The sequence below is a fragment of the Scandinavium sp. genome, from assembly GCF_032012665.1.
In the GTDB taxonomy this organism is placed as follows: domain Bacteria; phylum Pseudomonadota; class Gammaproteobacteria; order Enterobacterales; family Enterobacteriaceae; genus Scandinavium.
This window is the reverse complement of record NZ_DALZVG010000012.1, coordinates 41,787-66,808: the sequence shown is the minus strand read 5'-3', so window position 1 is coordinate 66,808 and position 25,022 is coordinate 41,787. Positions and strand designations below refer to the sequence as shown.

The 25,022-nt window shown below is 54.8% G+C and carries 21 protein-coding genes; 5 read left to right on the top strand and 16 right to left on the bottom strand.

Annotated features, from left to right (window positions below; all coding sequences use genetic code 11):
* Positions 1 to 2 precede the first annotated feature (2 nt).
* Positions 3 to 1,442, top strand: a complete 1,440-nt coding sequence (murP, locus tag RTU33_RS11910) for a PTS N-acetylmuramic acid transporter subunit IIBC (protein WP_312627581.1) — start codon at positions 3 to 5, stop codon at positions 1,440 to 1,442.
* 96 nt (positions 1,443 to 1,538) lie between these two features.
* Here murP and RTU33_RS11905 read toward each other — a convergent pair whose 3' ends face one another.
* From RTU33_RS11905 to soxR, 4 genes are all read right to left on the bottom strand, one after another.
* Positions 1,539 to 3,185, bottom strand: a complete 1,647-nt coding sequence (locus tag RTU33_RS11905) for a Na+/H+ antiporter (RefSeq protein ID WP_312627579.1) — start codon at positions 3,183 to 3,185, stop codon at positions 1,539 to 1,541.
* Positions 3,186 to 3,412: 227 nt separating this feature from the next.
* Positions 3,413 to 4,759, bottom strand: a complete 1,347-nt coding sequence (gene ghxP, locus RTU33_RS11900) for a guanine/hypoxanthine transporter GhxP (protein ID WP_312627577.1) — start codon at positions 4,757 to 4,759, stop codon at positions 3,413 to 3,415.
* Between the two features lie 392 nt (positions 4,760 to 5,151).
* On the bottom strand, positions 5,152 to 5,820 hold the full coding sequence (locus RTU33_RS11895; protein WP_312627576.1) for a glutathione S-transferase: 669 nt from the start codon (positions 5,818 to 5,820) through the stop codon (positions 5,152 to 5,154).
* Positions 5,821 to 6,087: 267 nt separating this feature from the next.
* Positions 6,088 to 6,549, bottom strand: coding sequence for a redox-sensitive transcriptional activator SoxR (gene soxR, locus RTU33_RS11890; RefSeq protein WP_312627574.1), 462 nt, complete (start codon positions 6,547 to 6,549; stop codon positions 6,088 to 6,090).
* Positions 6,550 to 6,635: 86 nt separating this feature from the next.
* Here soxR and soxS point away from each other — a divergent pair, with 86 nt between their 5' ends.
* Positions 6,636 to 6,965: a superoxide response transcriptional regulator SoxS gene (gene soxS, locus RTU33_RS11885; protein ID WP_312627572.1), complete on the top strand. Its 330-nt coding sequence runs from the start codon at positions 6,636 to 6,638 to the stop codon at positions 6,963 to 6,965.
* Here the strand turns inward: soxS and RTU33_RS11880 are convergent.
* Together RTU33_RS11880 and RTU33_RS11875 are read right to left on the bottom strand one after the other, a co-directional pair.
* Positions 6,950 to 8,548: an EAL domain-containing protein gene (locus tag RTU33_RS11880; RefSeq protein ID WP_312627570.1), complete on the bottom strand. Its 1,599-nt coding sequence runs from the start codon at positions 8,546 to 8,548 to the stop codon at positions 6,950 to 6,952. The genes soxS and RTU33_RS11880 overlap by 16 nt on opposite strands.
* Positions 8,549 to 8,854: 306 nt before the next feature.
* A complete protein-coding gene (locus RTU33_RS11875; protein WP_312627568.1) occupies positions 8,855 to 10,180 on the bottom strand; it encodes a diguanylate cyclase in 1,326 nt (441 codons plus the stop codon).
* Positions 10,181 to 10,794: 614 nt separating this feature from the next.
* On the opposite strand from RTU33_RS11875, the gene RTU33_RS11870 reads away from it, so the two are divergent.
* Positions 10,795 to 11,076 (top strand): YjcB family protein, encoded by a 282-nt coding sequence (locus tag RTU33_RS11870; protein WP_312627567.1) that lies wholly within the window; start codon positions 10,795 to 10,797, stop codon positions 11,074 to 11,076.
* A 96-nt stretch (positions 11,077 to 11,172) separates the two neighbouring features.
* Here RTU33_RS11870 and ssb1 read toward each other — a convergent pair whose 3' ends face one another.
* Positions 11,173 to 11,700: a single-stranded DNA-binding protein SSB1 gene (gene ssb1, locus RTU33_RS11865; protein ID WP_312627565.1), complete on the bottom strand. Its 528-nt coding sequence runs from the start codon at positions 11,698 to 11,700 to the stop codon at positions 11,173 to 11,175.
* A gap of 246 nt (positions 11,701 to 11,946) precedes the next feature.
* On the opposite strand from ssb1, the gene uvrA reads away from it, so the two are divergent.
* The gene (gene uvrA / locus RTU33_RS11860; protein ID WP_312627563.1) at positions 11,947 to 14,769 is read left to right on the top strand and encodes an excinuclease ABC subunit UvrA; all 2,823 of its coding nucleotides are present in this window, start codon (positions 11,947 to 11,949) and stop codon (positions 14,767 to 14,769) included.
* Here the strand turns inward: uvrA and RTU33_RS11855 are convergent, their stop codons facing one another.
* From RTU33_RS11855 to dnaB, 5 genes are all read right to left on the bottom strand, one after another.
* Positions 14,770 to 15,120 (bottom strand): MmcQ/YjbR family DNA-binding protein, encoded by a 351-nt coding sequence (locus RTU33_RS11855; RefSeq protein WP_312627561.1) that lies wholly within the window; start codon positions 15,118 to 15,120, stop codon positions 14,770 to 14,772.
* A gap of 110 nt (positions 15,121 to 15,230) precedes the next feature.
* Positions 15,231 to 15,947, bottom strand: a complete 717-nt coding sequence (aphA, locus tag RTU33_RS11850; RefSeq protein WP_312627559.1) for an acid phosphatase AphA — start codon at positions 15,945 to 15,947, stop codon at positions 15,231 to 15,233.
* A 206-nt stretch (positions 15,948 to 16,153) separates the two neighbouring features.
* Complete coding sequence (tyrB, locus tag RTU33_RS11845) at positions 16,154 to 17,347, bottom strand: aromatic amino acid transaminase (RefSeq protein ID WP_312627558.1); 1,194 nt, start codon at positions 17,345 to 17,347, stop codon at positions 16,154 to 16,156.
* Positions 17,348 to 17,513: 166 nt separating this feature from the next.
* A complete protein-coding gene (alr, locus tag RTU33_RS11840) occupies positions 17,514 to 18,596 on the bottom strand; it encodes an alanine racemase (RefSeq protein ID WP_312627556.1) in 1,083 nt (360 codons plus the stop codon).
* Between the two features lie 206 nt (positions 18,597 to 18,802).
* Complete coding sequence (gene dnaB, locus RTU33_RS11835; RefSeq protein ID WP_312627554.1) at positions 18,803 to 20,218, bottom strand: replicative DNA helicase; 1,416 nt, start codon at positions 20,216 to 20,218, stop codon at positions 18,803 to 18,805.
* Between the two features lie 75 nt (positions 20,219 to 20,293).
* Between dnaB and RTU33_RS11830 the strand changes: the two genes are divergently transcribed.
* Entirely contained in the window at positions 20,294 to 21,277 is a 984-nt protein-coding gene (locus RTU33_RS11830; protein ID WP_312627552.1) for a quinone oxidoreductase, read from the top strand.
* A 158-nt stretch (positions 21,278 to 21,435) separates the two neighbouring features.
* On the opposite strand, the gene pspG is transcribed toward RTU33_RS11830, so the two are convergent.
* From pspG to RTU33_RS11810, 4 genes are all read right to left on the bottom strand, one after another.
* Entirely contained in the window at positions 21,436 to 21,678 is a 243-nt protein-coding gene (gene pspG / locus RTU33_RS11825; RefSeq protein ID WP_312627550.1) for an envelope stress response protein PspG, read from the bottom strand.
* Positions 21,679 to 21,816: 138 nt separating this feature from the next.
* Complete coding sequence (gene dusA, locus RTU33_RS11820; protein WP_312627548.1) at positions 21,817 to 22,815, bottom strand: tRNA dihydrouridine(20/20a) synthase DusA; 999 nt, start codon at positions 22,813 to 22,815, stop codon at positions 21,817 to 21,819.
* A 142-nt stretch (positions 22,816 to 22,957) separates the two neighbouring features.
* The gene (traF, locus tag RTU33_RS11815) at positions 22,958 to 24,268 is read right to left on the bottom strand and encodes a conjugal transfer protein TraF (protein ID WP_312627546.1); all 1,311 of its coding nucleotides are present in this window, start codon (positions 24,266 to 24,268) and stop codon (positions 22,958 to 22,960) included.
* Positions 24,269 to 24,445: 177 nt separating this feature from the next.
* Complete coding sequence (locus tag RTU33_RS11810) at positions 24,446 to 24,934, bottom strand: cupin domain-containing protein (protein WP_312627544.1); 489 nt, start codon at positions 24,932 to 24,934, stop codon at positions 24,446 to 24,448.
* Positions 24,935 to 25,022 lie beyond the last annotated feature (88 nt).

Sequence of the window (25,022 nt, the reverse complement as noted above, 5' to 3'; positions counted from 1 at the left end):
CCATGGCGAAAATAACAGCCCCAATGATTGAGCAACTGCTTCGGCTGGCAGGCGGTAAGACCAACATCAGCGTCTGCGGAAACTGCATGACGCGCCTGCGCCTGACGCTTCGTGACCGTGATGCCGCCGATATCGCGCAGCTGAAAGCCGTACCGGGCGTGCTCGGCGTTATCAACGGCGACGATCAGCTGCAAATCATCCTCGGCCCGGGCAAAGCACAAACCGCCAGCGAAATGATGAATGAGATGCTGAAAGCCGAAGGCGGCGAAAGCGAGGCGCCGGCAGCGCAAGCCGATCTGAAGTCCCAGGCGAGCCAGAACAAAGCCAAAATGAAGAGTAAGCAGAACAGCGCGGTGCATAACTTTTTAACCAAGTTTGCCACCATCTTTACCCCGCTGATCCCGGGCTTTATCGCCGCAGGCCTGCTGCTCGGCATCGCCACGCTGCTGCAGCAAATTTTCACTACGCCTGCCAGCTGGCTGGTTGACCTGATTGCCTACATGAAGGTGTTCAGCATCGGCCTGTTCACCTTCCTGAGCATTCTGATCGGCTTTAACACCCAGAAAGCCTTTGGCGGCTCGGGCGTGAACGGCGCGATCATCGCTTCGCTGTTTATTCTGCGCTACGTGCCGGAAGGCAAAGTGGGCTACTACGCAGGGATGCAGGACTTCTTCGGCCTGGCGATCGATCCGCGCGGCAACATCATTGGCGTGCTGTTGGCCTGTATTCTCGGTGCGTGGATTGAGCGTCAGGTGCGCCGGTTTGTCCACGACTCGCTGGACATGATCCTCACCTCGGCCATTACGTTACTGATTACCGGGGCGATTACCTTCACCGTGATCATGCCGATTGGCGGCGAGCTGTTCAAAGGGATGTCCTGGCTGTTCCTGCACCTGAACGGTAACCCGTTCGGCACGGCGATTCTCGCGGGCCTGTTCCTGATTGCGGTGGTGTTCGGTATTCACCAGGGCTTCGTGCCGGTGTACTTCGCGCTGATGGACGCGCAGGGCTTCAACTCTCTGTTCCCGATTCTGGCGATGGCCGGTGCCGGACAGGTCGGCGCGTCGCTCGCCCTGTTCTTCCGCGCGAAACACGGCTCTATGCTGCGCACCCAGATTAAAGGCGCCATCTTCCCGGGCCTGCTCGGCATCGGTGAACCGCTGATTTACGGCGTCACGCTGCCGCGCCTGAAGCCGTTCGTGACCGCCTGCTTCGGCGGCGCGGTAGGTGGGTTCTTTATCGGTCTGGTGTCCTGGATGGGGCTGCCGGTTGGTCTGAACACCGTGTTCGGCCCGTCAGGCCTGGTGTCGATTCCGCTGATGACGTCTTCACAGGGGATTTTCGCCGGGATGGCGGTGTACGTCGCCGGGATCCTGATTTCTTACGCAGCCGGTTTTGTGCTGACCTGGTTCTTTGGCAGTAAAAACGTCGACCTGCAATAACGGTCGGTGGTCTCCCCCCTTTGAGCCGCCCTGAGGGCGGCTCTTTTTTTGCCCGGAGGCACTGTGTTTAGCGGGCCTGCGTTTGCTTCAGTATTGTTACTGATCTTCAATCAATAGCGCTTCCAGCAAATCGAGATCGTGCAGCAGCTTTTGCAGCGTTTCGTTGCTGATCTGGCGAGTGGCGCGCAGGTGGTAGAGCTCACCGCGCTCTGAACGCAGCGCCGCAAGGCGGAAGCGGCGCTCAAGGCTCTCTTCCAGCATTGAGGTTTCCACATCGTTACGCCCGTCGGCGCGACGGCGCAGGTTACCAATCACGCGTGAGCTCACTTCGGTCAGCAGCTGATTGTCGATATTCTCTTTCGTGTCCTGAGCCAGACGCTCTTCCATTTTCTGAATGGCGACTATCGCCACGTCCGCCGTTGCGGCACGCGCCAGGCGCTCTTCTTTGTGCTGCTGTGAGTGGTCGGCCACTTCGAGATGGCGCAGCAGGACAGGCATCAGCACCACGGCAACAAACAGCGAGAACAGAATCACCCCTGCGGCCAGGAATACCAGCTCGTAGCGAGCCGGGAAGACGTTGCCATCAGATAACAGAAGCGGAATCGAAAGCACACCGGCAAGCGTGATAGCGCCGCGAACGCCCGCAAAGGTGGCAATCAGCAGTTCACGGGTGCTCCAGCTGCCAAACTCCATCGGCTTTTTCTTCAGGAAGCGCTGGCTGAAGCGCTGCATGGTCCACAGCCAGCCGAAGCGCACCAGCATCAACGCGGCATAGATCAGAATGATGTCCGTAAACAGCATCCAGGTTTCCACGTTCGGATCGGCCTCAGCCGCCACCAGTGAAGACTCAAGGATCCCCGGCAGCTGCAGGCCTAACAGCAAAAACACCATGCCGTTAAACACAAACTCCAGCATCGCCCAGGTGCTGTTAGCACGCAGGCGCATCGCCAGCGGCGCAGTACGCATAACGCCGGAGCGGGTAATGGTCATCCCGGCGGCAACGGCGGCCAGAATGCCCGATACGCCGATGTGTTCGGCAATCAGGTAAGAGGCAAAAGGCAACAGGAACAGCAGGACAATCTGCGTAGCGGGTTCGTCACCGCCCCAGCGGCTGAGGAAGCGCAGCGAGCGCCCGTACAGCCAGCTGACGATAAAGCCCGCCAGGATGCCGCCGGTCGCCACTTTGACGAATTCCAGGGCTGCACCGCCGACGGTGAACACCATGGTTCCCATTATCACGGCGACGGCAAACTTCAGCGACACCAGACCCGAAGCGTCATTCATCAACGCTTCGCCCTGTAAAATACCCATGATTTTTTTTGGGATACGGCCTTCACCGACGATACCGGAAAGCGCCACCGCATCGGTCGGCGACAGCACGGCTGCCAGCGCAAATGCCGGAATAAGCGGGATACCCGGCACCACCCAGTAAATCAGGAAACCGATGCCCACCACCGTCACCAGCACTAACGCCAGCGCCAGGCCAAAAATCTCTCGTCCGTGCTCGATAAATTCACGGGTCGGCGTCTTCCAGCCGTCGGCGAACAGCAGCGGTGGAATGAAGAGGACGAGGAAAAGCTCCGGATCAAACTCAACGTGCAGACCAAAGGTTGGCCACGCCAGCGCCGCCCCGATGAAGATTTGCATCAACGGCAGTGGAACCTGGAAGGGCAGAACTCGGGTAACGACCCCGGAGAGAGAGACCACGAGGGTCATAATCAGTATTGTGAAGAATATTTCCATGCTATCCCTGTTTGCGAAGTCTTAATTCTTGTGCTGTGTCTGATAATACGCCTTCCAGCTTATCGCAAAGCACAACAGGATGTTCCCTAAAATGGTAAAAGTTAAATGATTCATTGAGTTGAATGACATTTTGTGCATTCTTCGTCGCAGATCTTCTGCCCTGTTCTCCTCAGAAAAAACAAAAACGGGCGGCCGAAGCCACCCGTTTTGACGTGCAGGAAACGGGCTTAAATCGCCCAGCCGCCCGCGTAGAAGGCGACCAGCGCCAGGGCAATCACCACGGTACCGATGTTCAGCTTGCGCCATTCGCCAGAGACAACACGGCCGATAACCAGAGTCGCGAAGCCAATCATAATACCGGTCACGATGTTACAGGTCAGCACGATGAACACCGCAGTGATCAGGCCCGCCATTGCGTCAACAAAATCGGCGAAGTCGATTTTCGCCACGTTGCTCAGCATCAGCAGACCTACGTACATCAGCGCCGGAGCGGTGGCGTAGGCAGGCACCAGATAGGAGAGCGGAGAGAGGAACAGGATCAGCAGGAACAGCACGCCGACGGTGATCGCCGTCAGGCCAGTTTTGCCGCCCGCCGCCGTTCCCGCTGCGGATTCGATGTACACCGCCGCAGGCGCTGCGCCCACCAGGCCGGAGAACACGCTGCTCAGGGAGTCAGTGGTCAGTGCTTTACCGCCGTTGATAATCTGCCCGTCTTTATCCAGCAGGTTGGCCTGACCGGCTACCGCACGGATAGTGCCCGTGGCATCGAACACGGCGGTCATCACCAGCGCCAGCACGCTTGGCAGGACGACAGGGTTTAGTGCGCCCATGATATCGAGGCTGCCGATCAGGGAATTACCGTGCTCATCGCTGAGAGAAGGCATAGCGAAGACGCCGGAGAAGTGCACGCTCGGGTCAAAAATCAGGCCAACAACGGAAACGCCGATAATGGTCAGCAGGATGCCGCCCGGCACTTTCAGCTTTTCAAGGCCGATAATGACCGCAAGACCGATCAGCGACATGATCACCGGGAAGCTTGCGAAGTGACCTAGCGCCACCGGCAGGCCGTCCAGCGGGTTTTTGATGACCAGACCGACGCCGTTGGCCGCAATCAGCAGCAGGAACAGGCCGATACCGATACCGGTGCCATGCGCAACGCCCTGCGGCAGGTTGCGCAGGATCCAGCTACGAATGCCGGTTGCGGAAATAACGGTAAACAGCACGCCCATCAGGAACACGGCACCCAGCGCAACCGGAATGCTGATGTGCTGGCCGAGCACCAGGCTGAATGCGGTAAACGCGGTCAGCGAGATGGCGCAGCCAATCGCCAGCGGCAGGTTGGCCCACAGGCCCATCACCAGGGAGCCAACGCCGGCAACCAGGCAGGTCGCCACGAAGACGGCCGCCGGCGGGAAGCCTGCTTTTCCAAGCATGCCCGGTACGACAATAACGGAGTAGACCATGGCCAGGAAGGTGGTTAATCCGGCAACGATCTCCTGGCGAACGGTACTGCCACGAGCTGAAATTTTGAACCAGGCGTCCAGACCGCCGGTACGCGCTGAAGGCGTAGACATAGAAAACATCCCCTGAGAGTTTTTATCATTCGTCCGTCTGCGTGAGGGACAATCCACTGCCCGCTAAGCGTCATCTCCCTGTGCTACATCGCGGCTAAGGGGGGCCACAAAAAAGCAAACGATTAACTCCGCGCAGACAAAAACGGTGTTCAATGTGACCTGCCCTGCGGTTTATCCATGAGAAAGCCAGGGCTGGCAAAAAAGGCAAACGATTATCTGGCTTTTACGCTGCCCTTTTCAACTGATGTTTACGTCATTTCGCTAAATTTCGCTTATGACGGCGAAGAAATAGCCAACGTGTGCGCAAACGATATCGTCGGTGCGCAATCTGGCAACAATTTTACGGCATATTCTTTTCATTTCGCCCGGCCATTGGTTTTTATGATGCGTCATCAGCCGCCGGGAAAGTCGAGCGGACCGCCCTGCTGAATGGCGCGCTGCCAGGCCGGGCGTTCTTCAACCCGCTTTTTCCATGCCCTCAGATGAGGCAAATCGCCCTGCCCGCCTCGCGCCAGCAGCGCCATCGCCGGATAGCTCATCTGAATATCCGCCATGCTCAGCTGTTCGCCGGCAAACCAGGTATTCTGCGCCAGATGCCCTTCCATAAAGGCCGCGTGAGTTGCCAGCTGCTTGTTAAGGTACGCCTTCTGTACGCCCTGCCCCAAAATTTTCCCGACCGTACGCAGCCCGATGGGCACCGGCGGCTTGCCCAGGCTGCCAAAAACCAGCTTCATCAGCAGCATCGGCATCAGCGAGCCCTCGGCGTAATGCAGCCAGAAGCGATACTGAAGCCTCTCCTGTGGACTCTGCGGCTTCAGGCGCTGCTCCGGATCGTGCGATTCCTGCAGATATTCGAGAATCGCGCCCGACTCGGCGAAGATCATGCCGTCGTCTTCCAGCACTGGTGATTTGCCGAGCGGGTGCACTTTTTTTAGCGCTTCTGGCGCTAACATCGTCGGTTCGCGCTGGTAGCGCACGATGTGGTAGGGCAGCTCCAGTTCTTCCAGCGCCCAGAGTACGCGCTGGGAACGCGAAAGATTCAGATGATGCACCGTCAGCATGGCGGCCTCCTGTCAGTTGTTCAAAATAACTATAGGAACTGTGGCGCAAGGCGGGAAAAATTTCGGCGAAAAAAAACCCTTCTGACTGGCAAAAAGGGAGTTTAGGCTTAGACTTAAAGTGTCAGTACAAACCGGAACCTCCTACCCACTTTTGATCGACTGAGGCGTACTGATGTCGGGGGAAACCCTCCCGTGTACCAGCGGGATAGAGAGAAAGACAAAGACCGGAAAACAACTAAAGCGCCCATTTGTGGCGCTTTAGTTTTTTCAGTCGTTCTCTTCCGGAAAGTGCGCGCCGGGCCCTTTTTCGCCAAGCATATCGCCGGGGTTACGCAGCGGGCAGTCCCGATGCGAAAGACAGCCGCAGCCGATACAGCCATCAAGCTGATCGCGCAGCGCAGTCAGAGTATGGATACGCTCATCCAGTTCTTCACGCCATTTTGACGACAGCTGCTTCCAGGCTTTAGGACTGAGATTGTGTCCTTCCGGCAGGACCCCCAGCGCATCGCTGATGGTCGAGAGCGGAATGCCGATACGCTGAGCAATCTTGATAATCGCCACATAGCGCAGCACATCACGGCGGTAGCGCCGCTGGTTGCCGCCGTTGCGCGTGCTTTCAATGAGCCCTTTGCTTTCATAGAAATGCAGCGCCGAGACGGCCACGCCGCTACGTTTTGCCACTTCGCCCGGCGTCAGCAGCGATTTTATGCGGGGAGATTTCTTTTCCATAAAGCGCTTTACCTCAAGTTAACTTGAGGAATTATACTCGCCCGCAGACCAAACGACGAATCGAAAATGTGAGAGAGAGGCTGCTTATGTCCCATCACGACATCATTGAAACCTTGATTGAATGGATTGATGACCATATTGATCAACCGCTTAACATTGACGTGGTTGCCAGAAAATCCGGCTATTCGAAGTGGTATTTACAGCGGATGTTCCGCACGGTGATGCACCAGACGCTGGGGGAATATATTCGTCAGCGCCGGTTACTGATGGCCGCAGAAGCTTTGCGTACCACGAAGCGGCCGATTTTTGATATTGCAATGGATTTGGGTTACGTGTCTCAGCAGACGTTTTCGCGGGTCTTCCGCCGGGAGTTCGACCGCACCCCGAGCGACTATCGCCATCAGATTTCGGCGTGAACGGCTTTCGGGTTATCCCACGGCGCTGAGCCTTGCTGCCACTGAACAAACTCGTGCGGCGGCATGGCTTTCGCAAAGTGCCAGCCCTGACAGAACTGCACCCCACGCTTGAGAAGCCAGTTAACCTGCTCGGCAGTTTCCACCCCTTCCGCAATGGTTTTCAGCCGCAGGCTTTGCGCCATCTCGATGATGTGTTCGGCAATCAGGTGGCTGGTGCTGTTGGTGGTTAGCGTGTCGACAAAGGATTTGTCAATTTTCAGGATATCGACGTTCAGGGAATAGAGGTTGTGCAGGTTGGAATAGCCAGTGCCAAAATCATCGATCGCCACTTCGTAGCCCGCCTGGCGGAACGCCTGAATGACGGGTGTGGTTTTCGGCACATCAATAAACCCACGTTCTGTGACCTCAATTTTGATCTGCTGGGCGCGAACGTGATACTGCTGAGCTTTATCGGAGATCATCGCAATCAGCCGCGAGGAATGGAAATCCGATGCCGAGAGATTAATCGAAACATAGAGTTGTGGATTGCTTTGCAGGAAATCGCCCAGGTCAATGAACACCGATTCCACCACGTAGTCCGTCACCTGCTCAATTAAGCCCTCTTTTTCTGCCAACGGAATAAATTCCGACGGGCTCATTACCGGGCCATCAAAACCAGGCCAGCGAAGTAATGCTTCAGCACCGACGCATTCATTATTTTTGATATCAATAATTGGCTGATAATGCAGACATAGCTGTTGTTTATTCAGCGCCCTCTGCAAAAGCCGTTTCGGGGAATTAAAGCGCTGCCGCGAACGGGTCCAGACCAGCAGAATCAGAATGCTGCAAATCAGCCCCAGCGGTAATGTCAGTGTCGCCTGGTGGCGCAAATTCTGGTAATAGCGAGAATCTGAAGTTGAAATAATAATGGCAATTGGCCGACGTTCAGAAAGGGCGATGGTATAAAACCGGCCATCGCGCTGGAAGGCATAATCCGCGTCGCGGATCAGCGGTTTTAATGTTGCCGGGTCAGTATTTTCACTGACGGAGAAAAAGGCATTGGTTTTGGTGTCGTATACTCCGAACGTCAGAGTGCTGTCGTCAGAAACAATCTCTCCCCACGAAAGAGGGTTAATGACCGCCACATAATTCCCTTGCTGCATATAGGTCATTTTGTAGCCGGGATAAAACGGAGTATCACGGTAATAATAAATAGCAACGCCAGGGTTGCGTCGGTACTCAGGAGCGGGCATCTGCCAGGGTTGATTAGGCCGCACCGTCGTTGAACAGATAAACCGATCGTTTTGCGCGTAAATTAAATCTTCAACATACAGCCGCCCGCGAATGATATTTAACATCTGCTGTTGATGTTCAGGCGTGCAAATAGCGCCGGTATAACGCTTCGCGGCGTCCTTTGCGAGGTCGGCCTGGCGGATGACGGATTCGGTTTTATTCAGGGCAATGTGGGCAAACGTCTGGAGCTGGCTATGCGTTTCAGACTCGGCGCGGAGCTGCGAAAACCAAAGCGCAAGCATCACCGGCAGGAGCACGACGATGATCACCCCCAAGCCCCTCAGCACGTTGCTTCGCGCACTCTGATTCATATTCAGCCTGATATCCCTGCATTTTATGTGCCTGATATTCAGGCTGGACGCTTTCTGACAGATGATTACGTTGCATGAATCAATCAACATTAGCAACCGTCTTTTGCCCCCAAAAATCGAATATTGGGTTATGACGATAATATTTTTCCGTAAGGCAAACTAAAAGATGTGCCGACGTTTTTATTAAGTCAGCTATTTATTAAACATTCATTAAGAATATTGTTTAAAAGTCAGGCAAAACAGAATTAAGCAAAAATTATTAATGGAAATAGCAGGTACTGAGCAAAATGATGCCCGCTTCCCGGATTATGAGGTCAGCGAAGCAACCACTGTTTTACCGCGTCCGGTACGTTTAGCATCATAAAGTGCGTTATCAACAAGGCTTAATAGCAGCGCGCGTTCATGATTATTTTGCGCCACCGCCAGCGCCCCGGCGCTGAAAGAGAGGTTGATCGTCACTTCACCGATCGTAAAGGGTTGCGAACAGAGTTGGGCGCGCAGCTTGTCTGTGAACGCAACGGCCAGATCGGTATCAGACACGGGAAGCAGTAAAAGGAACTCTTCTCCACCCAACCTACCGAGCCTCGGTGGGCCATCGCACTGCCCGCGGATATGTTCGCAGAAATAAACCAGCACGTCGTCGCCTGCGGAATGGCCCCAGCGATCGTTGATTTGCTTAAAGTGATCAAGATCGATCATCAGCATCACAAAATGGGTATCATACTGTTCAGTCTGGCAATTATCGAGGCAGTGCTGGAGATGATCGAGGATCGCCAGTCGGTTATAGCAGCGGGTCAACGCATCGGTGGTCGCCTGAAACGCCAGCAAATTTTCGGCACGTTTACGCTCGGTAATATCCACACCAATATTCATGATCTCACCATCCGGCAACAGGATATTAGACCACAGCGTGGTAAGCACGACCCCATCACGGCGGTGCGGATACCATTCGTGCATCTCAAGCGTGGGAGAACAATTGACGGAATCCCTCACTCGTCGTCGCACATCCGGATCAGGGTAAAACAGCGCCAGCGGATCGGGCTGGTCATTTAATTCCTCCAGCGTCCAGCCAAATACCCGTTCACACTCGCCGTTCCACAACGTGCAGCGATTATGTTTATCAAACGAATTCATTAATACCGGCGCTTTATCAAAAAGCATGCGGTACTGGTTAAGAATATTTTTTAATTCGACGGCGGTACGCTGGCGGGAAATAATTTCCGTCATCGAATCATGGAGTTTCTCAGCAATGATCTGCGCCACGCTGCGCAAAACGGCGGGCGCTAACAAAGGCTGGTCGAAGGCCAGAAAAAGATAAGCGCGGGCATCGTCCTGCATCGGAAATATTCGGCAGAGCACGCCGCATTTTAATTCCTGCGCTAAAGGATTGCCTTCGGAATAAAGCAGCTTGCCGACGTCACGGTGCCAGCATTTTACGCGCCACGGCGTCTGATGCTTTCGCAGCGCCGCCAGAAGGCGTTCAGCGCTGTCACTCGTCAGCCGTTCGCCCTGCACTTCCAGATGGCGTAAATCCTCTGACTCCAGCATGATCCAGGAGAGGCGTGCGCCAAAGACATCATGGATAAGCAGCAACACATCGGCAAGTGAGCGATGTGCTGAGAGTCCAGGCATAACTCTGGCCAGCCGGCGCAGGCAAAGTTCTGCATCGTTAATTGCTGCGTGTAGTTTCTCTTTTTTCATGGCTTCAATCACAGGTTTGTTAGGGGCAAAACCTGCAATGAATAAATCAGATACTGATTTGCATGATTAAGCACAGGTTAATCATAAATCTGTAAGCCAGAGAGAACAAAAAAAAAGTGTGTTGTCTTAAAAGAATTACAAAATATTAAAATAGCCAATAAAATCAATAGCTGATTGATTGATCGCAAGTAAAATATATTGTCCAGAAAGCATAAGCCAACTATTTCCCGATGTAAATATTGTACAACCACTTAACTTTCGTGACAGTTTGCTATCTCACTGATATCTCAGTTAACCCCTTTCAAAACGGGCAAAGAATATATTCTCAATAGCAATAAGTCAGAGAACATTTCGGTCGGTGCCACAGATTTTTTTTACCATACCAGTGGCGAATAAAAGAACAAACGTGATATAGTTCACATTATCTTATGAAACGTAAAATACCGTTTCATTGTGTTGATCAATGCCTGCCGATAGCCAGAGTGTGATACACCTGATGAGCCACGTCGTGCTATCCCTGGCTTCGTTCTTTGAGGGTATGTTTCATGGTTTCTGTTACCACCGGCATGGTTCTCCTGCGCTGGCCGCTCGTGAGCGCCGTACTGATGTTCCTTGCCAGCACGTTGAAAATTCAGTTCCGTAAATCCGACTATGCCGGGCTGGCGGTTGTTTGCAGCGCTTTTGGCATCGCCGCCGCCTGCTGGTTTGCCACCGGGCTGCTGGGCATCACTCTTGTCGACATGACGCTTGTCTGGAACAACATTAAAGATGTGATGATAGAGGTAATGAGCCAGACTCCGCCAGAATGGCCGGTGATGGTGAGCTAAAAACCTGCTTCAGGCAGTACAAGCCAACAAAAAAGCGCTTCCCGAAGGAAAGCGCTTTTTTTATGTGATTTGTCCGTCAGACAATACGGGACATAATCAGAACGGGATATCGTCGTCGAAATCCATTGGCGGTTCGTTAGACGATGCCGGGGCTGCAGGCTGCTGCGGGCGAGACTGTGCACCACCGCTGAACTGGTTTCCGCCCTGAGGCTGCTGTGGCTGACCCCAGCCGCCGCCCTGCTGCTGACCGCCACCTGCCGGTGCGCCGCCGCCCTGACGGCCACCGAGCATCTGCATGGTGCCGCCTACGTTAACCACAACTTCCGTGGTGTATTTTTCAGCGCCGGACTGATCGGTCCATTTACGGGTACGCAGCTGGCCTTCGATATAGACCTGAGACCCTTTACGCAGATATTCACCGGCCACTTCCGCCAATTTGCCGAACAGCACAACGCGGTGCCATTCAGTCTGCTCTTTCATTTCGCCGGTCGCTTTATCACGCCAGGATTCGGAAGTAGCCAGCGTAATGTTGGCAACTGCGCCACCACTCGGCATGTAGCGTACTTCCGGGTCCTGGCCCAGATTACCGACGAGAATCACCTTGTTGACGCCTCTGCTGGCCATGATCGTGTCTCCTGAATACGTTTCTTAATAGTGTAAACGCGCGAGTGTACCATTTCCATGCGGCAATTTGCATAGTTGCGTAGCAGCTTCAGATATCTCACGCGGACTCGACATTATTGCACAGAGAATCAGAGCGCGCATTCCAATACTGTATATTCAAACAGGTCAAACTGTGTCATAATTAGCCGTTTCTGCCGTTTGTCCTTCTGACAAACCCGCATTCCGAGTCTCTACCGGGAAAGGTGAATGGATAAGATCGAAGTTCGGGGCGCCCGCACCCATAATCTCAAAAACATCAACCTCGTCATCCCTCGCGACAAACTGATCGTCGTGACCGGGCTTTCGGGCTCAGGTAAATCTTCGCTGGCGTTTGATACGCTGTATGCCGAAGGGCAGCGGCGCTACGTTGAATCACTCTCTGCTTATGCACGTCAGTTCCTGTCACTGATGGAAAAGCCTGATGTGGACCATATTGAAGGTCTGTCTCCGGCCATTTCTATTGAGCAGAAGTCCACGTCGCACAACCCGCGTTCCACCGTGGGGACCATTACTGAAATTCACGATTACCTGCGCCTGCTTTATGCTCGCGTGGGCGAACCGCGCTGCCCCGATCACGACGTGCCGCTGGCGGCGCAAACCGTCAGCCAGATGGTGGATAACGTTCTGTCGCAGCCAGAAGGCAAACGCCTGATGCTGCTGGCGCCGGTCATCAAAGAGCGTAAGGGCGAGCACACCAAAACGCTGGAAAACCTGGCAAGCCAGGGCTACATCCGCGCCCGTATCGACGGCGAAGTCTGCGACCTTTCCGATCCGCCGAAGCTTGAATTGCAAAAGAAGCACACCATCGAAGTGGTGATTGACCGCTTTAAGGTGCGTGACGATCTCACGCAGCGCCTTGCAGAGTCCTTTGAAACCGCGCTGGAGCTCTCCGGCGGCACCGCCATTGTCGCCGATATGGACGACGAGAAAGCGGAAGAGCTGCTGTTCTCCGCCAACTTTGCCTGCCCGATTTGCGGCTACAGCATGCGCGAACTGGAACCGCGCCTGTTCTCGTTCAACAACCCGGCAGGTGCCTGTCCGACCTGCGACGGCCTCGGCGTGCAGCAATATTTCGATCCGGATCGCATTATCCAGAACCCGGAGCTTTCCCTGGCAGGCGGCGCCATTCGCGGCTGGGATCGCCGAAACTTCTACTATTTCCAGATGCTGCGCTCGCTGGCGGAGCATTATGAGTTCGACGTCGAAGCCCCGTGGGGCAGCCTGAGCGCGCACGTGCAAAAAGTGGTGCTGTACGGTTCAGGAAAAGAGTCGATCGAATTCAAATATATGAACGACCGCGGTGATACTTCCGTGCGCCGCCATCCGTTTGAAGGCGTGCTGCATAACATGGAGCGCCGCTATAAAGAAACCGAATCTAACGCGGTGCGCGAGGAGCTGGCGAAATTCATCAGCAACCGCCCGTGCGCCAGCTGTGAAGGCACTCGCCTGAATCGTGAAGCGCGCCATGTGTTTGTGGAAAACACGGCGCTGCCAACCATTTCTGACATGAGCATCGGCCACGCCATGGACTTCTTCAATAATATGAAGCTGTCCGGCCAGCGCGCAAAAATCGCCGAAAAAGTGCTGAAAGAGATTGGCGATCGCCTGAAGTTTCTCGTTAACGTCGGCCTGAACTACCTGACGCTTTCCCGCTCGGCAGAAACGCTCTCCGGCGGTGAAGCTCAGCGTATTCGTCTGGCAAGCCAGATTGGCGCGGGGCTGGTTGGTGTAATGTACGTGCTGGATGAGCCGTCCATCGGCCTGCACCAGCGCGATAACGAGCGCCTGCTCGGCACGCTGATTCATTTACGTAATCTCGGTAATACGGTGATTGTGGTTGAGCACGATGAAGACGCCATTCGCGCGGCAGACCACGTGATCGATATCGGGCCAGGCGCTGGCGTGCACGGCGGTGAAGTGGTTGCAGAAGGCCCGCTGGAGGCCATCATGGCCGTGCCGGAATCGCTCACCGGCCAGTTCATGAGCGGCAAACGCAAAATCGAAGTGCCAAAAGAGCGCGTGCCTGCGAACCCGGAAAAAGTCCTGAAGCTGACCGGCGCTCGCGGCAACAACCTGAAAGACGTGACGTTGACGGTGCCGGTTGGCCTGTTCACCTGCATCACTGGCGTATCCGGCTCAGGTAAATCGACGCTGATTAACGATACGCTGTTCCCGATTGCCCAGCGCGCGCTGAATGGCGCAACCATTGTCGAACCAGCGCCGTACCGCGATATTAGCGGCCTGGAGCACTTCGATAAGGTCATCGACATCGATCAGAGCCCGATTGGCCGTACGCCGCGTTCCAACCCGGCGACCTATACCGGCGTGTTCACGCCGGTGCGTGAACTGTTCGCTGGCGTTCCTGAATCCCGTTCGCGCGGATACACGCCAGGTCGTTTCAGCTTTAACGTGCGCGGTGGTCGCTGTGAAGCCTGCCAGGGCGACGGCGTGATCAAGGTAGAAATGCACTTCCTGCCCGACATCTACGTGCCGTGCGATCAGTGCAAAGGCAAGCGCTATAACCGTGAAACGCTGGAGATTAAGTACAAAGGCAAAACCATCCACGAAGTGCTGGATATGACCATTGAAGAAGCACGCGAGTTCTTTGATGCCGTACCAGCGCTGGCGCGCAAGCTGCAAACGTTGATGGACGTGGGCCTGACGTACATTCGCCTGGGACAATCCGCCACCACGCTCTCCGGCGGGGAAGCGCAGCGCGTGAAGCTGGCGCGTGAGCTGTCAAAACGCGGCACGGGTCAGACGCTGTACATCCTCGACGAACCGACCACCGGTCTGCACTTTGCTGATATTCAGCAACTGCTGGAAGTGCTGCATCAACTGCGCGACCAGGGCAACACGATTGTGGTTATCGAGCATAACCTCGACGTGATTAAAACCGCGGACTGGATTGTCGATCTCGGCCCGGAAGGCGGCAGCGGCGGCGGGGAAATTCTCGTCTCCGGCACGCCTGAAACGGTCGCGGAATGCGAGGCTTCGCACACGGCGCGCTTCCTGAAGCCAATGCTGTAATTACTCGAGCTGCTGTCGGACCTCTTCCGGCAGCAGCCCCATCGCCTGCTGATACGACGCATCCACCAGGAAATAAATTTGTGAATCCGGCAGCGAGCCGTCAAGGTAAACCGTGCTCCAGTGCGCTTTATTGAGATGCTGACTGGGCCTCACGTCGCTGTGCTGCTCACGCAATAATTCCGCGAGTTCCGGGCTGGTTTTCAGCGAAGTCGCCGGACGGCCCTCCACTTCTTTCACCATCGCAAACAGCACATCCGATACCTTAATTTGCGTGGCCTTCCAGTCGCTGTGCACGCTCTGCTCAGCCCCCGGTTTATTCATGCAATATTGCAGCAGCTCCGAAATGGTCATGGCATTCCCCTGAAGAGACGTGAATCTTTTCTTAGTGTGCAACAAGAAAGGGGAAAGGGAAACGCTTCTGGTCAAAAAAACGGCAACCCCATGAATTGCCGTTTTCGCTGTCAATATTCTGAATTGACGATCACTTCTTCACCGTACGCTCCGGCATTCGGCAGCGGTTTGTAGGTGGAATTAGAGGCCCGCAGAACGCGGATGCCGCGGGCGCCTGCGTCATGGGCGGCGGTGATGTCATTATCAGAATCGCCGTAGAAGACCTTGATATTTTTTTCCTGCAGCCACTGCGTTTTGGTGTTCTGATCGGGTTTGTCGCCCGCGAAAATCACCGGATTCATGCTGGCCGCCGGGATCAGGAAATCATCCTGCAGCGTTTTGCTGACGGTTTCTGTCTTTGTCTGGCTGCGGCCGGTGACAAAGTAAATGGTATCACCGCGCTTAACGTGCATGGCGATAAGCGAGCGGGCCACCTCTTTCGGGATGCTGAATTCATCCCAGCCGTTATTCATTTTTTCCCAGAATTCGGGGTTCTTCAGATACGCTTCGCTGTCCGGCGACCAGATTTTTTTCCCACGCCAAAAGCCCGGGCTCGAGAAAAGCACCGTGTCATCGATATCAAAACCGACGGCTATCGGTGAGCGACCTAATAGACTGTTTTCGATCTGCGCCACCGAAACCCAATGGATCGGCGCCTGTTCGGCGAGTTTTGCGACATTTGTCCCCGCATAAAGCGGAGAAGGTGATGAGGCGTGAGCATCGACAACGGTGCTGTTTACGGTAAACAACAAGCAGATAGCGCTGAACGCTAAAGTAACCTTGCGCATAATTTTCCCTGAATCATCCGATTGTTATTATTGGAAAGTGTTGAGACGTCAAAAATCAACCTGACCTTAACCGTGATGCAGGATGAATGAAAGGAATATATGGATTGGATGCCATAGAAAAAGGTGATGATCACAATCAGGTTCTCATCACCTTGCAGAAAGGCTGCCAGGGCTCCTTAAAACAGAGCGCCAAAGTCAGTAAGTACTTACATCACAGCGGAGAACGCCTGGGCTACGCGCTGAACGTTGCGGGAGTTCAGGCCTGCCACGCACATGCGGCCGCTGGCAATCAGGTAAACGCCAAACTCTTCACGCAGGCGCTCCACCTGGGCGGCGCTCAGGCCGGTATAGCTGAACATGCCGCGCTGCTTCAGCAGGTAATCGAAATTACCCTCAGGCATGGTCTGCTTCAGCACGTTCACCAGCTCCTGGCGCATTGCCAGAATACGAGTGCGCATGGCTTCTACTTCCGCCAGCCAGGAGGCCTTGAGCTTCGCATCATTCAATACGGCAGAAACCACCTGCGCCCCGAAATTCGGCGGGCTGGAGTAGTTGCGGCGCACGGTTGCTTTCAGCTGACCCAGCACGCGGCCTGCGGTATCGCTGTCCTCACACACCACGGACAGGCCGCCGACGCGTTCACCGTACAGCGAGAAAATTTTAGAAAAGGAGTTGCTGACCAGCACCGGCAGGCCTGCGCTCGCAATGGTGCGAATAGCCCAGGCATCTTCCTCCATGCCTGCGCCAAAGCCCTGGTAGGCGATGTCGAGGAACGGAATCAGGTTGCGCGCTTTCAGTACTTCCGTGACGGCATCCCACTGCGCATTAGTCAGATCGGCCCCGGTCGGGTTATGGCAGCATGGGTGCAGCAACACGATGTCTTTTTCCGGCAGCGTACTCAGCTTTTCCAGCAGCGCGTCAAAACGCACGCCGTTCGTTTCGGCATCAAACCAAGGGTAAGTGCTTACTTCGAAGCCAGCACCTTCAAAGATGGCGATGTGGTTTTCCCAGGTCGGATCGCTGACCCACACTTTCGAGCCAGGGAAATAGTGCCTGAGGAAATCAGCGCCCACTTTCAGCGCGCCAGAACCCCCCAGTGTCTGAATAGTGGCCACACGTTTCTGTTGCAGGACCGGATGGTCTGCCCCAAACAGCAGCGGCGCAACGCCGTTACGATAGGTGTTAAGCCCTTCCATCGGCAGATAAACCGATGCGCCATGCGGCTGGGCATTCAGTTGTGCTTCAGCTTCAGTAACCGCCTGTAATTGCGGAATAATGCCGTCTTCGTTGTAGTACAGGCCAATGCTGAGGTTCACTTTGTCACTGCGGGGATCTTCTTTGAATTTTTCCATCAGCGAGAGGATGGGATCGCCTGCGTAGGCGTCGACGTTCTGAAACACGCGATGATTCTCCAGGGTTATACAGGGCAGGAATCACCACAATAAACCGGATGGAGGGGAAGATCGAGAGGATGTTGGGATCGAAGACTTGCGATGACAGATGGCGGCCTGTTAAGTCAGTAAACCTCGTAGGCCCGGTCAGCAGAGCGTCACCGGGCACAAAAGGCTATTCGTCGAGATACTTCATCGCCACCCTTGACGTCAGTCGCGTGATAAGTTCGTAAGCACTCACTTTTGTTATTTCGGCAATGCGCTCCACCGGCAGACCATCGCCCCAAAGAATAACCGGATCGCCGGCCTTTTCCTGGGCTTCCGGTCCTAAATCCACGCAGATCATATCCATCGCCACGCGGCCGACCATCGGCACTTCCCGGCCGTTTACCAGCACTGGCGTGCCAGACGGTGCTGCACGCGGGTAACCGTCGCCGTAGCCCATCGCCACCACGCCAAGGCACGTGTCCCGCTCGCTTGTCCAGGTACCGCCGTAGCCCACGGGCTCACCTGCTTTATGATCGCGTACAGCGATCAGGCTTGAGGTCAGCGACATCACCGGCCTGAAGCCAAAATCCGTGCCCCATGGTTTTCCTTCGAGTGGCGATACGCCATACAGAATAATGCCAGGGCGCACCCAGTCAAAATGGGACTGCGGGAACAGCAAGATACCGCCAGAGGCGGCGATAGAACGCTGGCCCGGCTTGCCTTCGGTGAAGGTGTTGAAGATATCCAGCTGCCGCTCGGTCGCACCGCATTCCGGTTCGTCTGCACGTGCGAAGTGGCTGACCACGTTTACCGGCTGGCGCACATTTTTGCACTGGCACAGGCGCTGATAAAAGGCATTCGCCTCTTCCGGGCGCACACCCAGGCGGTGCATACCCGTATCGAGCTTCATCCAGACGGTCACTGGTTCAGGTAACGTGGCCTGCTCCAGCGCTTCGAGCTGCTCAAGGTTGTGGATGGCGGTTTGCATCCCCTGCACGGAAATAACCGGTAAATCTTCGGCGTTGAAGAACCCTTCCAGCAGGAGAATCGGCTGAACGATACCGCCAGCCCGCAGGTGCAGCGCCTCTTCCAGGCGAGCGACGCCGAAGGCATCGGCATCAGGGAGCGTTCGCGCGGTCTCAAGAAGACCGTGTCCGTAGGCGTTCGCTTTCACCACCGCAACCAGCTTACTGGCGGGAGCCAGTTCACGCAGGCGTTGCAGGTTGTGTCGCAGAGCGCGGCGGTTAATCACTACAGTTGCCGCTTGCATTTGAATTCCTTGAAAAATATTTGCTTTGATGACCGGACTCAGATGACTGACTGCCCGTTACTCCATTTTGCCGGATGGCGGCATGAATGCCTTATCCGGCCTACAAAACTCTTCAATTTCAGATAATCGCCCGAATCTCGTAGGCCTGATAAGCGAAGCGCCATCAGGCAATGGGGCTTTGCCCTCAGTCTTCTGATTAGCGGTCGTTATTCGTCGTCGTACTGCGGACCCGCGTAATTATCAAAGCGGGACCATTGCCCGTTAAAGGTCAGGCGCACCGTACCGATTGGACCGTTACGCTGTTTACCAATGATGATTTCGGCGATCCCTTTCAGATCGCTGTTTTCGTGATACACCTCATCACGATAGATAAACATGATTAAGTCGGCGTCCTGCTCGATAGAGCCGGATTCACGCAGGTCGGAGTTGACCGGGCGTTTATCCGCACGCTGTTCCAGGGAGCGGTTAAGCTGCGACAGCGCCACCACCGGCACCTGAAGCTCTTTCGCTAACGCTTTGAGCGAGCGAGAAATTTCTGCGATCTCAAGCGTACGATTGTCCGACAGAGACGGCACGCGCATCAGCTGGAGGTAGTCAATCATGATAAGCCCGATGCCGCCGTGTTCACGGGCAATACGGCGCGCGCGGGAGCGCACTTCCGTAGGCGTCAGGCCGGAAGAATCATCGATATAGATATTGCGTTTTTCCAGCAGAATGCCCATCGTGCCGGAAATGCGCGCCCAGTCTTCATCATCAAGCTGGCCGGTACGAATACGGGTCTGATCGACGCGCGACAGCGACGCGAGAGAACGCATCATAATCTGCTCGGAGGGCATCTCGAGACTGAAGATAAGTACCGGCTTATCCTGCAACATCGCTGCATTTTCGACGAGGTTCATCGCAAATGTCGTTTTACCCATCGACGGACGTGCCGCAACAATAATCAAATCCGACGGCTGTAACCCGGCGGTCTTTTTATTGAGATCGTCGTAGCCGGTGTTTACGCCCGTCACGCCATCGTGCGGCTGCTGGAAAAGCTGTTCGATACGCGCAACGGTGGCATCAAGCACATCGGCGATATTTTTTGGGCCTTCGTCTTTATTGGCGCGGCTTTCGGCAATTTTGAAGACGCGCGATTCGGCTAAATCCAGCAGATCTTCACTGGTGCGGCCCTGCGGGTCAAAACCGGCTTCGGCGATTTCATTCGCTACTGAGATCATCTCACGGACAACGGCACGTTCACGTACGATATCAGCATAAGCGCTGATGTTCGCCGCACTTGGCGTATTTTTTGATAATTCCGCCAGATAGGCAAAGCCGCCGACGCTGTCCAGCTGCCCTTCCCGCTCCAGCGATTCCGCAAGCGTGATAAGGTCAATCGGGCTGCCCGTTTCCTGCAGGCGCGCCATCTCGGTAAAGATGTGGCGGTGTGGACGGGTATAGAAATCTTCCGAGACGACGCGTTCGGCGACATCGTCCCAGCGCTCGTTATCCAGCATCAAACCCCCCAACACCGACTGCTCCGCTTCAATCGAGTGCGGCGGCACTTTCAGCCCGGCAACGATGGGATCGCGCTCGCGTGGCTCAGTCTGCTGTTTGTTGAAGGGTTTATTTCCTGCCATAGTGAATGGAGTTACCGGTTAAAGAGTGGGCCGTAAGATTATCATATCTGAGGCTCCTTCACATCTGGAGGAAAAATGGCAACGCGAATTGAATTTCACCAGCACGGTGGGCCTGAGGTCCTGGCCGCCGTGGACTTTACCCCGGCGGATCCGAAGGAAAACGAGGTCCAGGTCGAGAACAAAGCCATCGGCATTAACTACATCGATACCTATATTCGCAGCGGGCTGTATCCACCGCCGTCCCTGCCGAGTGGTCTGGGTACGGAAGCGGCGGGCGTGGTCAGCAAAGTCGGCAGCGGCGTGAAGCACATTAAAGCAGGCGACCGCGTGGTGTATGCCCAGTCTGCTCTCGGTGCCTACAGCACCGTGCACAACGTTCCTGCTGATAAGGCCGCCATTCTTCCTGCCGCCATTTCTTACGAGCAGGCCGCGGCCTCATTCCTGAAAGGGCTGACGGTATTTTATCTGCTGCGTAAAACCCATGAAATCAAGCCCAATGAGCCATTCCTGTTCCACGCTGCCGCCGGGGGCGTGGGCCTGATTGCCTGCCAGTGGGCAAAAGCGCTGGGCGCACAGCTAATTGGCACCGTCGGTTCAGCGCAGAAAGCACAACGTGCATTGCAGGCCGGCGCCTGGCAGGTGATTAACTACCGCGAAGAAAATCTGGTTGAGCGCGTGAAGGAGATCACTCATGGCAAAAAACTGCGCGTGGTTTATGACTCCGTAGGCAAGGACACCTGGGAATCCTCGCTCGACTGTCTGCAACGCCGGGGCCTGATGATTAGCTTTGGCAACTCTTCCGGCGCGGTGACGGGCGTCAATCTGGGTATTCTGAACCAGAAAGGTTCGCTGTATGTGACCCGCCCTTCGCTTCAGGGCTACATCACTACCCGCGAAGAGCTGGAGGAGGCAAGTAACGAGCTGTTCTCGCTTATTGCCAGCGGCGTGATCAAAGTGGACGTGGCAGAAAGCCAGAAGTTTGCCCTGAGCGATGCGCGAAAAGCGCATGAGACGCTGGAGAGCCGGGCGACGGAAGGATCGAGCCTGCTGATCCCTTAATCGCAGATATAAGTAGGGCTTCCCGAAGGAAGCCCTTTTTTTCTCGTTAGCTGTATGTAGGGTACAGCACGATGAATTCGTTATCGTGCTAAGCATGACAGAATAATGATGGAGTGCCTAAGTGACTTTTCTCAGGTTGTGATACACCCCTCAATCCGTCAATAACGCCAGCGGTCATCCCGACGGTACTGCGGTATTTTTGGCGCTTTCACCGCCCGGATGATCCATACCACGGCAACGGCCAGCAGCAGCCATGGCAGGAGTTTGATCATCAATGCCAACAGGCCGCCAAAAAACATCACAATAGTTGCCACCACAATCGCCGCCAGAATGCCCAGCACCGACACACCGGTGACCAGCAGCATAACGAAGAATCCGATGATAAAGAGCAGTTCAAACATGGCTTTTCCCCTTAAAAATAACCCACTGCCCTTGTCTGTACAAAAATCATGCCAAAGCGTAATCCATTGAATAAAAACGAAAATGCCCCGCAGCGGTATGCGAGGCGTGGTCAACCTGACTAACTTTTAGCGTATTTATTAGCGCTTGTTCGCCACTAACTGCAGCGCCTGCTCCAGCACGTCAATGTTTGCGCCCGCTTTGTGCGCATTTTCGCTCAGATAGCGACGCCACTGGCGCGCACCGGGAATCCCCTGGAAAAGACCGAGCATATGGCGAGTCACGTGCCCAAGATAAGTACCTGCACTCAGTTCGCGTTCAATGTACGGATACATAGCGCGCACCACGTCTACCGGATCGGGGTCAACAGCGTCAACGCCAAAAATTTCACGATCCACTGACACCAGAATGCCAGGGTTCTGGTACGCCTCGCGCCCCACCATCACGCCATCCATATGTTCCAGATGCGCTTTGGCTTCTTCCAGCGACTTAATGCCGCCATTGATGGACATTGTCAGATGAGGAAAATCACGCCTGAGCTGATAGACGCGCGGGTAATCCAGCGGCGGTATTTCTCGGTTCTCTTTCGGGCTCAGGCCGGAAAGCCAGGCTTTACGCGCGTGGATGATAAACATCTCACACTCGCCGTTACCAGAAACGGTATTGATGAAGTCGCAGAGAAATTCGTAGCTGTCCTGGTCATCGATACCGATGCGGGTTTTCACGGTTACCGGAATCGAGACCACATCACGCATCGCCTTGACGCAGTCCGCTACCAGCTGCGCATTGCCCATCAGGCATGCGCCAAACATCCCGTTCTGTACACGATCGGACGGACAACCGACGTTGAGATTGATTTCGTCATAGCCACGCTCTTCTGCCAGCTTCGCGCAGTGGGCCAGCGCCGCCGGATCGCTGCCTCCAAGCTGTAATGCCAGCGGATGTTCGTCTTCGCTGTATGCCAGATAATCGCCTTTACCGTGAATAATGGCCCCGGTTGTTACCATTTCCGTGTACAGCAGCGTGTGGCGCGACAGCTGGCGCAGGAAATAACGACAATGCCTGTCCGTCCAGTCGAGCATCGGTGCGATGGAGAAGCGGTGTGCAGGATAAGCGGTGGATTGTGTTTCTGGCAGCATGGCGAAATTATGAGCGTTTTTGAGAAAAGGGCGGCTACTATAGCACAAAGAAGGTTCGGAGGAATTGCCCGGCAGCGCTTAGCTTACCGGGCCAACAAAAACAGCCAGGCCGGATCAGGCAAGGCCACAGCCGGACAAACGTCTAAAACGTCAGACCCAGCTGGACACCTGCACCCCAGGTTTGATCTTCGCCGTAAAGCCCCATCAGATCGACGTGAACGGTGTTCATCGGCGCAAAGCCGACGCCTGCGGTGAAGACGTTGCTGTCATTGCCTTTCACGTCGGCACGGTAGCCTGCACGTACCGCCAGCCAGCTGAGCGGTGTCACTTCGGCCCCAACGCCAACATACTGCGAATCATCTTCGCTCTTAAAGCCCTTAGTTTCGGTCAAATCACCATCGGCGCTCAGAGTGAGCAGATCGGTATGCCACGCGACACCCGCCGTCACTAACGGGCGAATCTGATAAGTGTCTTTGTAGTTGGTGGTGACGCCCGTTGTGCCATTGGTGATACGCACATCTTTGGTATCAATATCGCGAGACATCAGATTCTGCCCGCTCAGGCCCACCGTCCAGTTTTCACCGAAATCCGCCGCAATCCCGGCATCAACGTTAAAGCCGGTATCGTCGGTTCGGTATTTGTCCTTTTTCCAGTCGTCGCTGTGGTAGTTATCGATTGAAGTCGTGTAGTTATAGAGCCAGGTTTGCTGCAGTTTTGGCGTGACGCCGAGCGAAACCGGTACGCCGCCGATATCAAACTTTCGGGCAATCGCTACGCCGTAATCTGAAACGATGGCGGCTCTTCCTGAAGCGGTCGAATTAAGGTTTTTCTTCAGCTGATCGCTGCCGTTAATCAGAGCCTCGGCGGCCTGACCTGCGGCAAACGCATCTGAGTTCTGAATATTGTGCAGGTAGTCGATATCACTCTGATCGATATTGGAGCTGACGCGAGCATGCGCATAGGCTTTAGTGACGAAGGCCAGCGAAACGGCGGATGTCGGTACGCTGACCGCAATCCCTGCTCCCGCATTTGCCCGAGCGGTTTTGCCGCGCAGATCTTCAAGCTGTCCGGCCAAATCGCCCGCTGCGCCCTGGAACTGGTTTAACGTACCGGCGGGATCCTGCAGGATCCCCGACGGGGTCAGGCTATCAATCACATCTTCGTAATGATCGATATCGTTGCTGATATCATCAATCCGATCGCGCAGGTTGTCTTTGTCGGTAATCTGAGCGCCTACGGATGGAATTACGACGGAGACATCATCATCCGGTTTTGATTTTGCCAGCAGCGCGGGGTTAATCAGCACCGCGCTGCCGTAATTGGCCGATGCCACGCCGGTTCCCCCCATCGCATCGTTTCTTGCCTCTGACCAGGTATTGGCGGCCTCCGCCTGATTTGCCATAAAAAGTGAAACTGCAGCAGACACCACCGAATATTTAAATATTTTATTCACAGTATTCTCGTTATTTGCAGATGAAGTTTTTTCCGTTCCAGTTATGCGCTGAAAAGGGCCGAGCTATTGCTGTGAATAACGATGTAAAAGGCGCCTTATTGGCCGATTTAAGTTAAGAGGAGCACCGTTATCGGGGTTGGAATAGGTGGCGCCCCTCACTATTTATAGAAGAGAATGCTATTTCCGCGAGGGCCTGCCGTTGTGAGGGCCGAAAAACTGCGGTGGATGATCAACCCAGCGGTCCTGCCGCGTGGCGGCATACTCCTGATTTAATGGGTAGTAAATACGGTTATGCTTCTTATTCGCCTCCCCCACCACAATCAGATTTACCTCATCCTCACTGTTATTAATAAACGTATGACAAACGCCGGTTCCGGCGGGAAAACCGACGCAGTCGCCCGGCTCTAATTGCCACAAATAACCGTTAATCCACGCCTGCGGGCGGCCCTCAATCACATAAATAAATTCTTCTTCATCGCTTTCAGCATGGGGATAAGATGTACGTCTGCCCGGCGGAATACGTTCATGGTGAATACCGATATGCCTTAATCCCAGCTTTCGGGCAAGCGGTGCACCAATGGAAAAGAGTTCGTTGCTATCGGGATAGGTCGAATTATCCGGCTCTTCAAGTTCACGCCAGTGACGAATACAGTCTGGTCTTTTCATAAGGGTTCCTCAGAGGGCTATGCGTCAGGTATAGCATACCCGGCAGGATATCGGCGTTTCGGTCATAACATGATAAAGTAGGCGTTTA

Bases quoted from the DNA above. Each gene is read 5' to 3' on its own strand.
- murP (WP_312627581.1), top strand. From the start codon at position 3: ATGGCGAAAATAACAGCCCCAATGATTGAGCAACTGCTTCGGCTGGCA.
- RTU33_RS11905 (WP_312627579.1), bottom strand. From the start codon at position 3,185: ATGGAAATATTCTTCACAATACTGATTATGACCCTCGTGGTCTCTCTC.
- ghxP (WP_312627577.1), bottom strand. From the start codon at position 4,759: ATGTCTACGCCTTCAGCGCGTACCGGCGGTCTGGACGCCTGGTTCAAA.
- RTU33_RS11895 (WP_312627576.1), bottom strand. From the start codon at position 5,820: ATGCTGACGGTGCATCATCTGAATCTTTCGCGTTCCCAGCGCGTACTC.
- soxR (WP_312627574.1), bottom strand. From the start codon at position 6,549: ATGGAAAAGAAATCTCCCCGCATAAAATCGCTGCTGACGCCGGGCGAA.
- soxS (WP_312627572.1), top strand. From the start codon at position 6,636: ATGTCCCATCACGACATCATTGAAACCTTGATTGAATGGATTGATGAC.
- RTU33_RS11880 (WP_312627570.1), bottom strand. From the start codon at position 8,548: ATGAATCAGAGTGCGCGAAGCAACGTGCTGAGGGGCTTGGGGGTGATC.
- RTU33_RS11875 (WP_312627568.1), bottom strand. From the start codon at position 10,180: ATGCCTGGACTCTCAGCACATCGCTCACTTGCCGATGTGTTGCTGCTT.
- RTU33_RS11870 (WP_312627567.1), top strand. From the start codon at position 10,795: ATGGTTTCTGTTACCACCGGCATGGTTCTCCTGCGCTGGCCGCTCGTG.
- ssb1 (WP_312627565.1), bottom strand. From the start codon at position 11,700: ATGGCCAGCAGAGGCGTCAACAAGGTGATTCTCGTCGGTAATCTGGGC.
- uvrA (WP_312627563.1), top strand. From the start codon at position 11,947: ATGGATAAGATCGAAGTTCGGGGCGCCCGCACCCATAATCTCAAAAAC.
- RTU33_RS11855 (WP_312627561.1), bottom strand. From the start codon at position 15,120: ATGACCATTTCGGAGCTGCTGCAATATTGCATGAATAAACCGGGGGCT.
- aphA (WP_312627559.1), bottom strand. From the start codon at position 15,947: ATGCGCAAGGTTACTTTAGCGTTCAGCGCTATCTGCTTGTTGTTTACC.
- alr (WP_312627556.1), bottom strand. From the start codon at position 18,596: ATGCAAGCGGCAACTGTAGTGATTAACCGCCGCGCTCTGCGACACAAC.
- dnaB (WP_312627554.1), bottom strand. From the start codon at position 20,218: ATGGCAGGAAATAAACCCTTCAACAAACAGCAGACTGAGCCACGCGAG.
- RTU33_RS11830 (WP_312627552.1), top strand. From the start codon at position 20,294: ATGGCAACGCGAATTGAATTTCACCAGCACGGTGGGCCTGAGGTCCTG.
- pspG (WP_312627550.1), bottom strand. From the start codon at position 21,678: ATGTTTGAACTGCTCTTTATCATCGGATTCTTCGTTATGCTGCTGGTC.
- dusA (WP_312627548.1), bottom strand. From the start codon at position 22,815: ATGCTGCCAGAAACACAATCCACCGCTTATCCTGCACACCGCTTCTCC.
- RTU33_RS11810 (WP_312627544.1), bottom strand. From the start codon at position 24,934: ATGAAAAGACCAGACTGTATTCGTCACTGGCGTGAACTTGAAGAGCCG.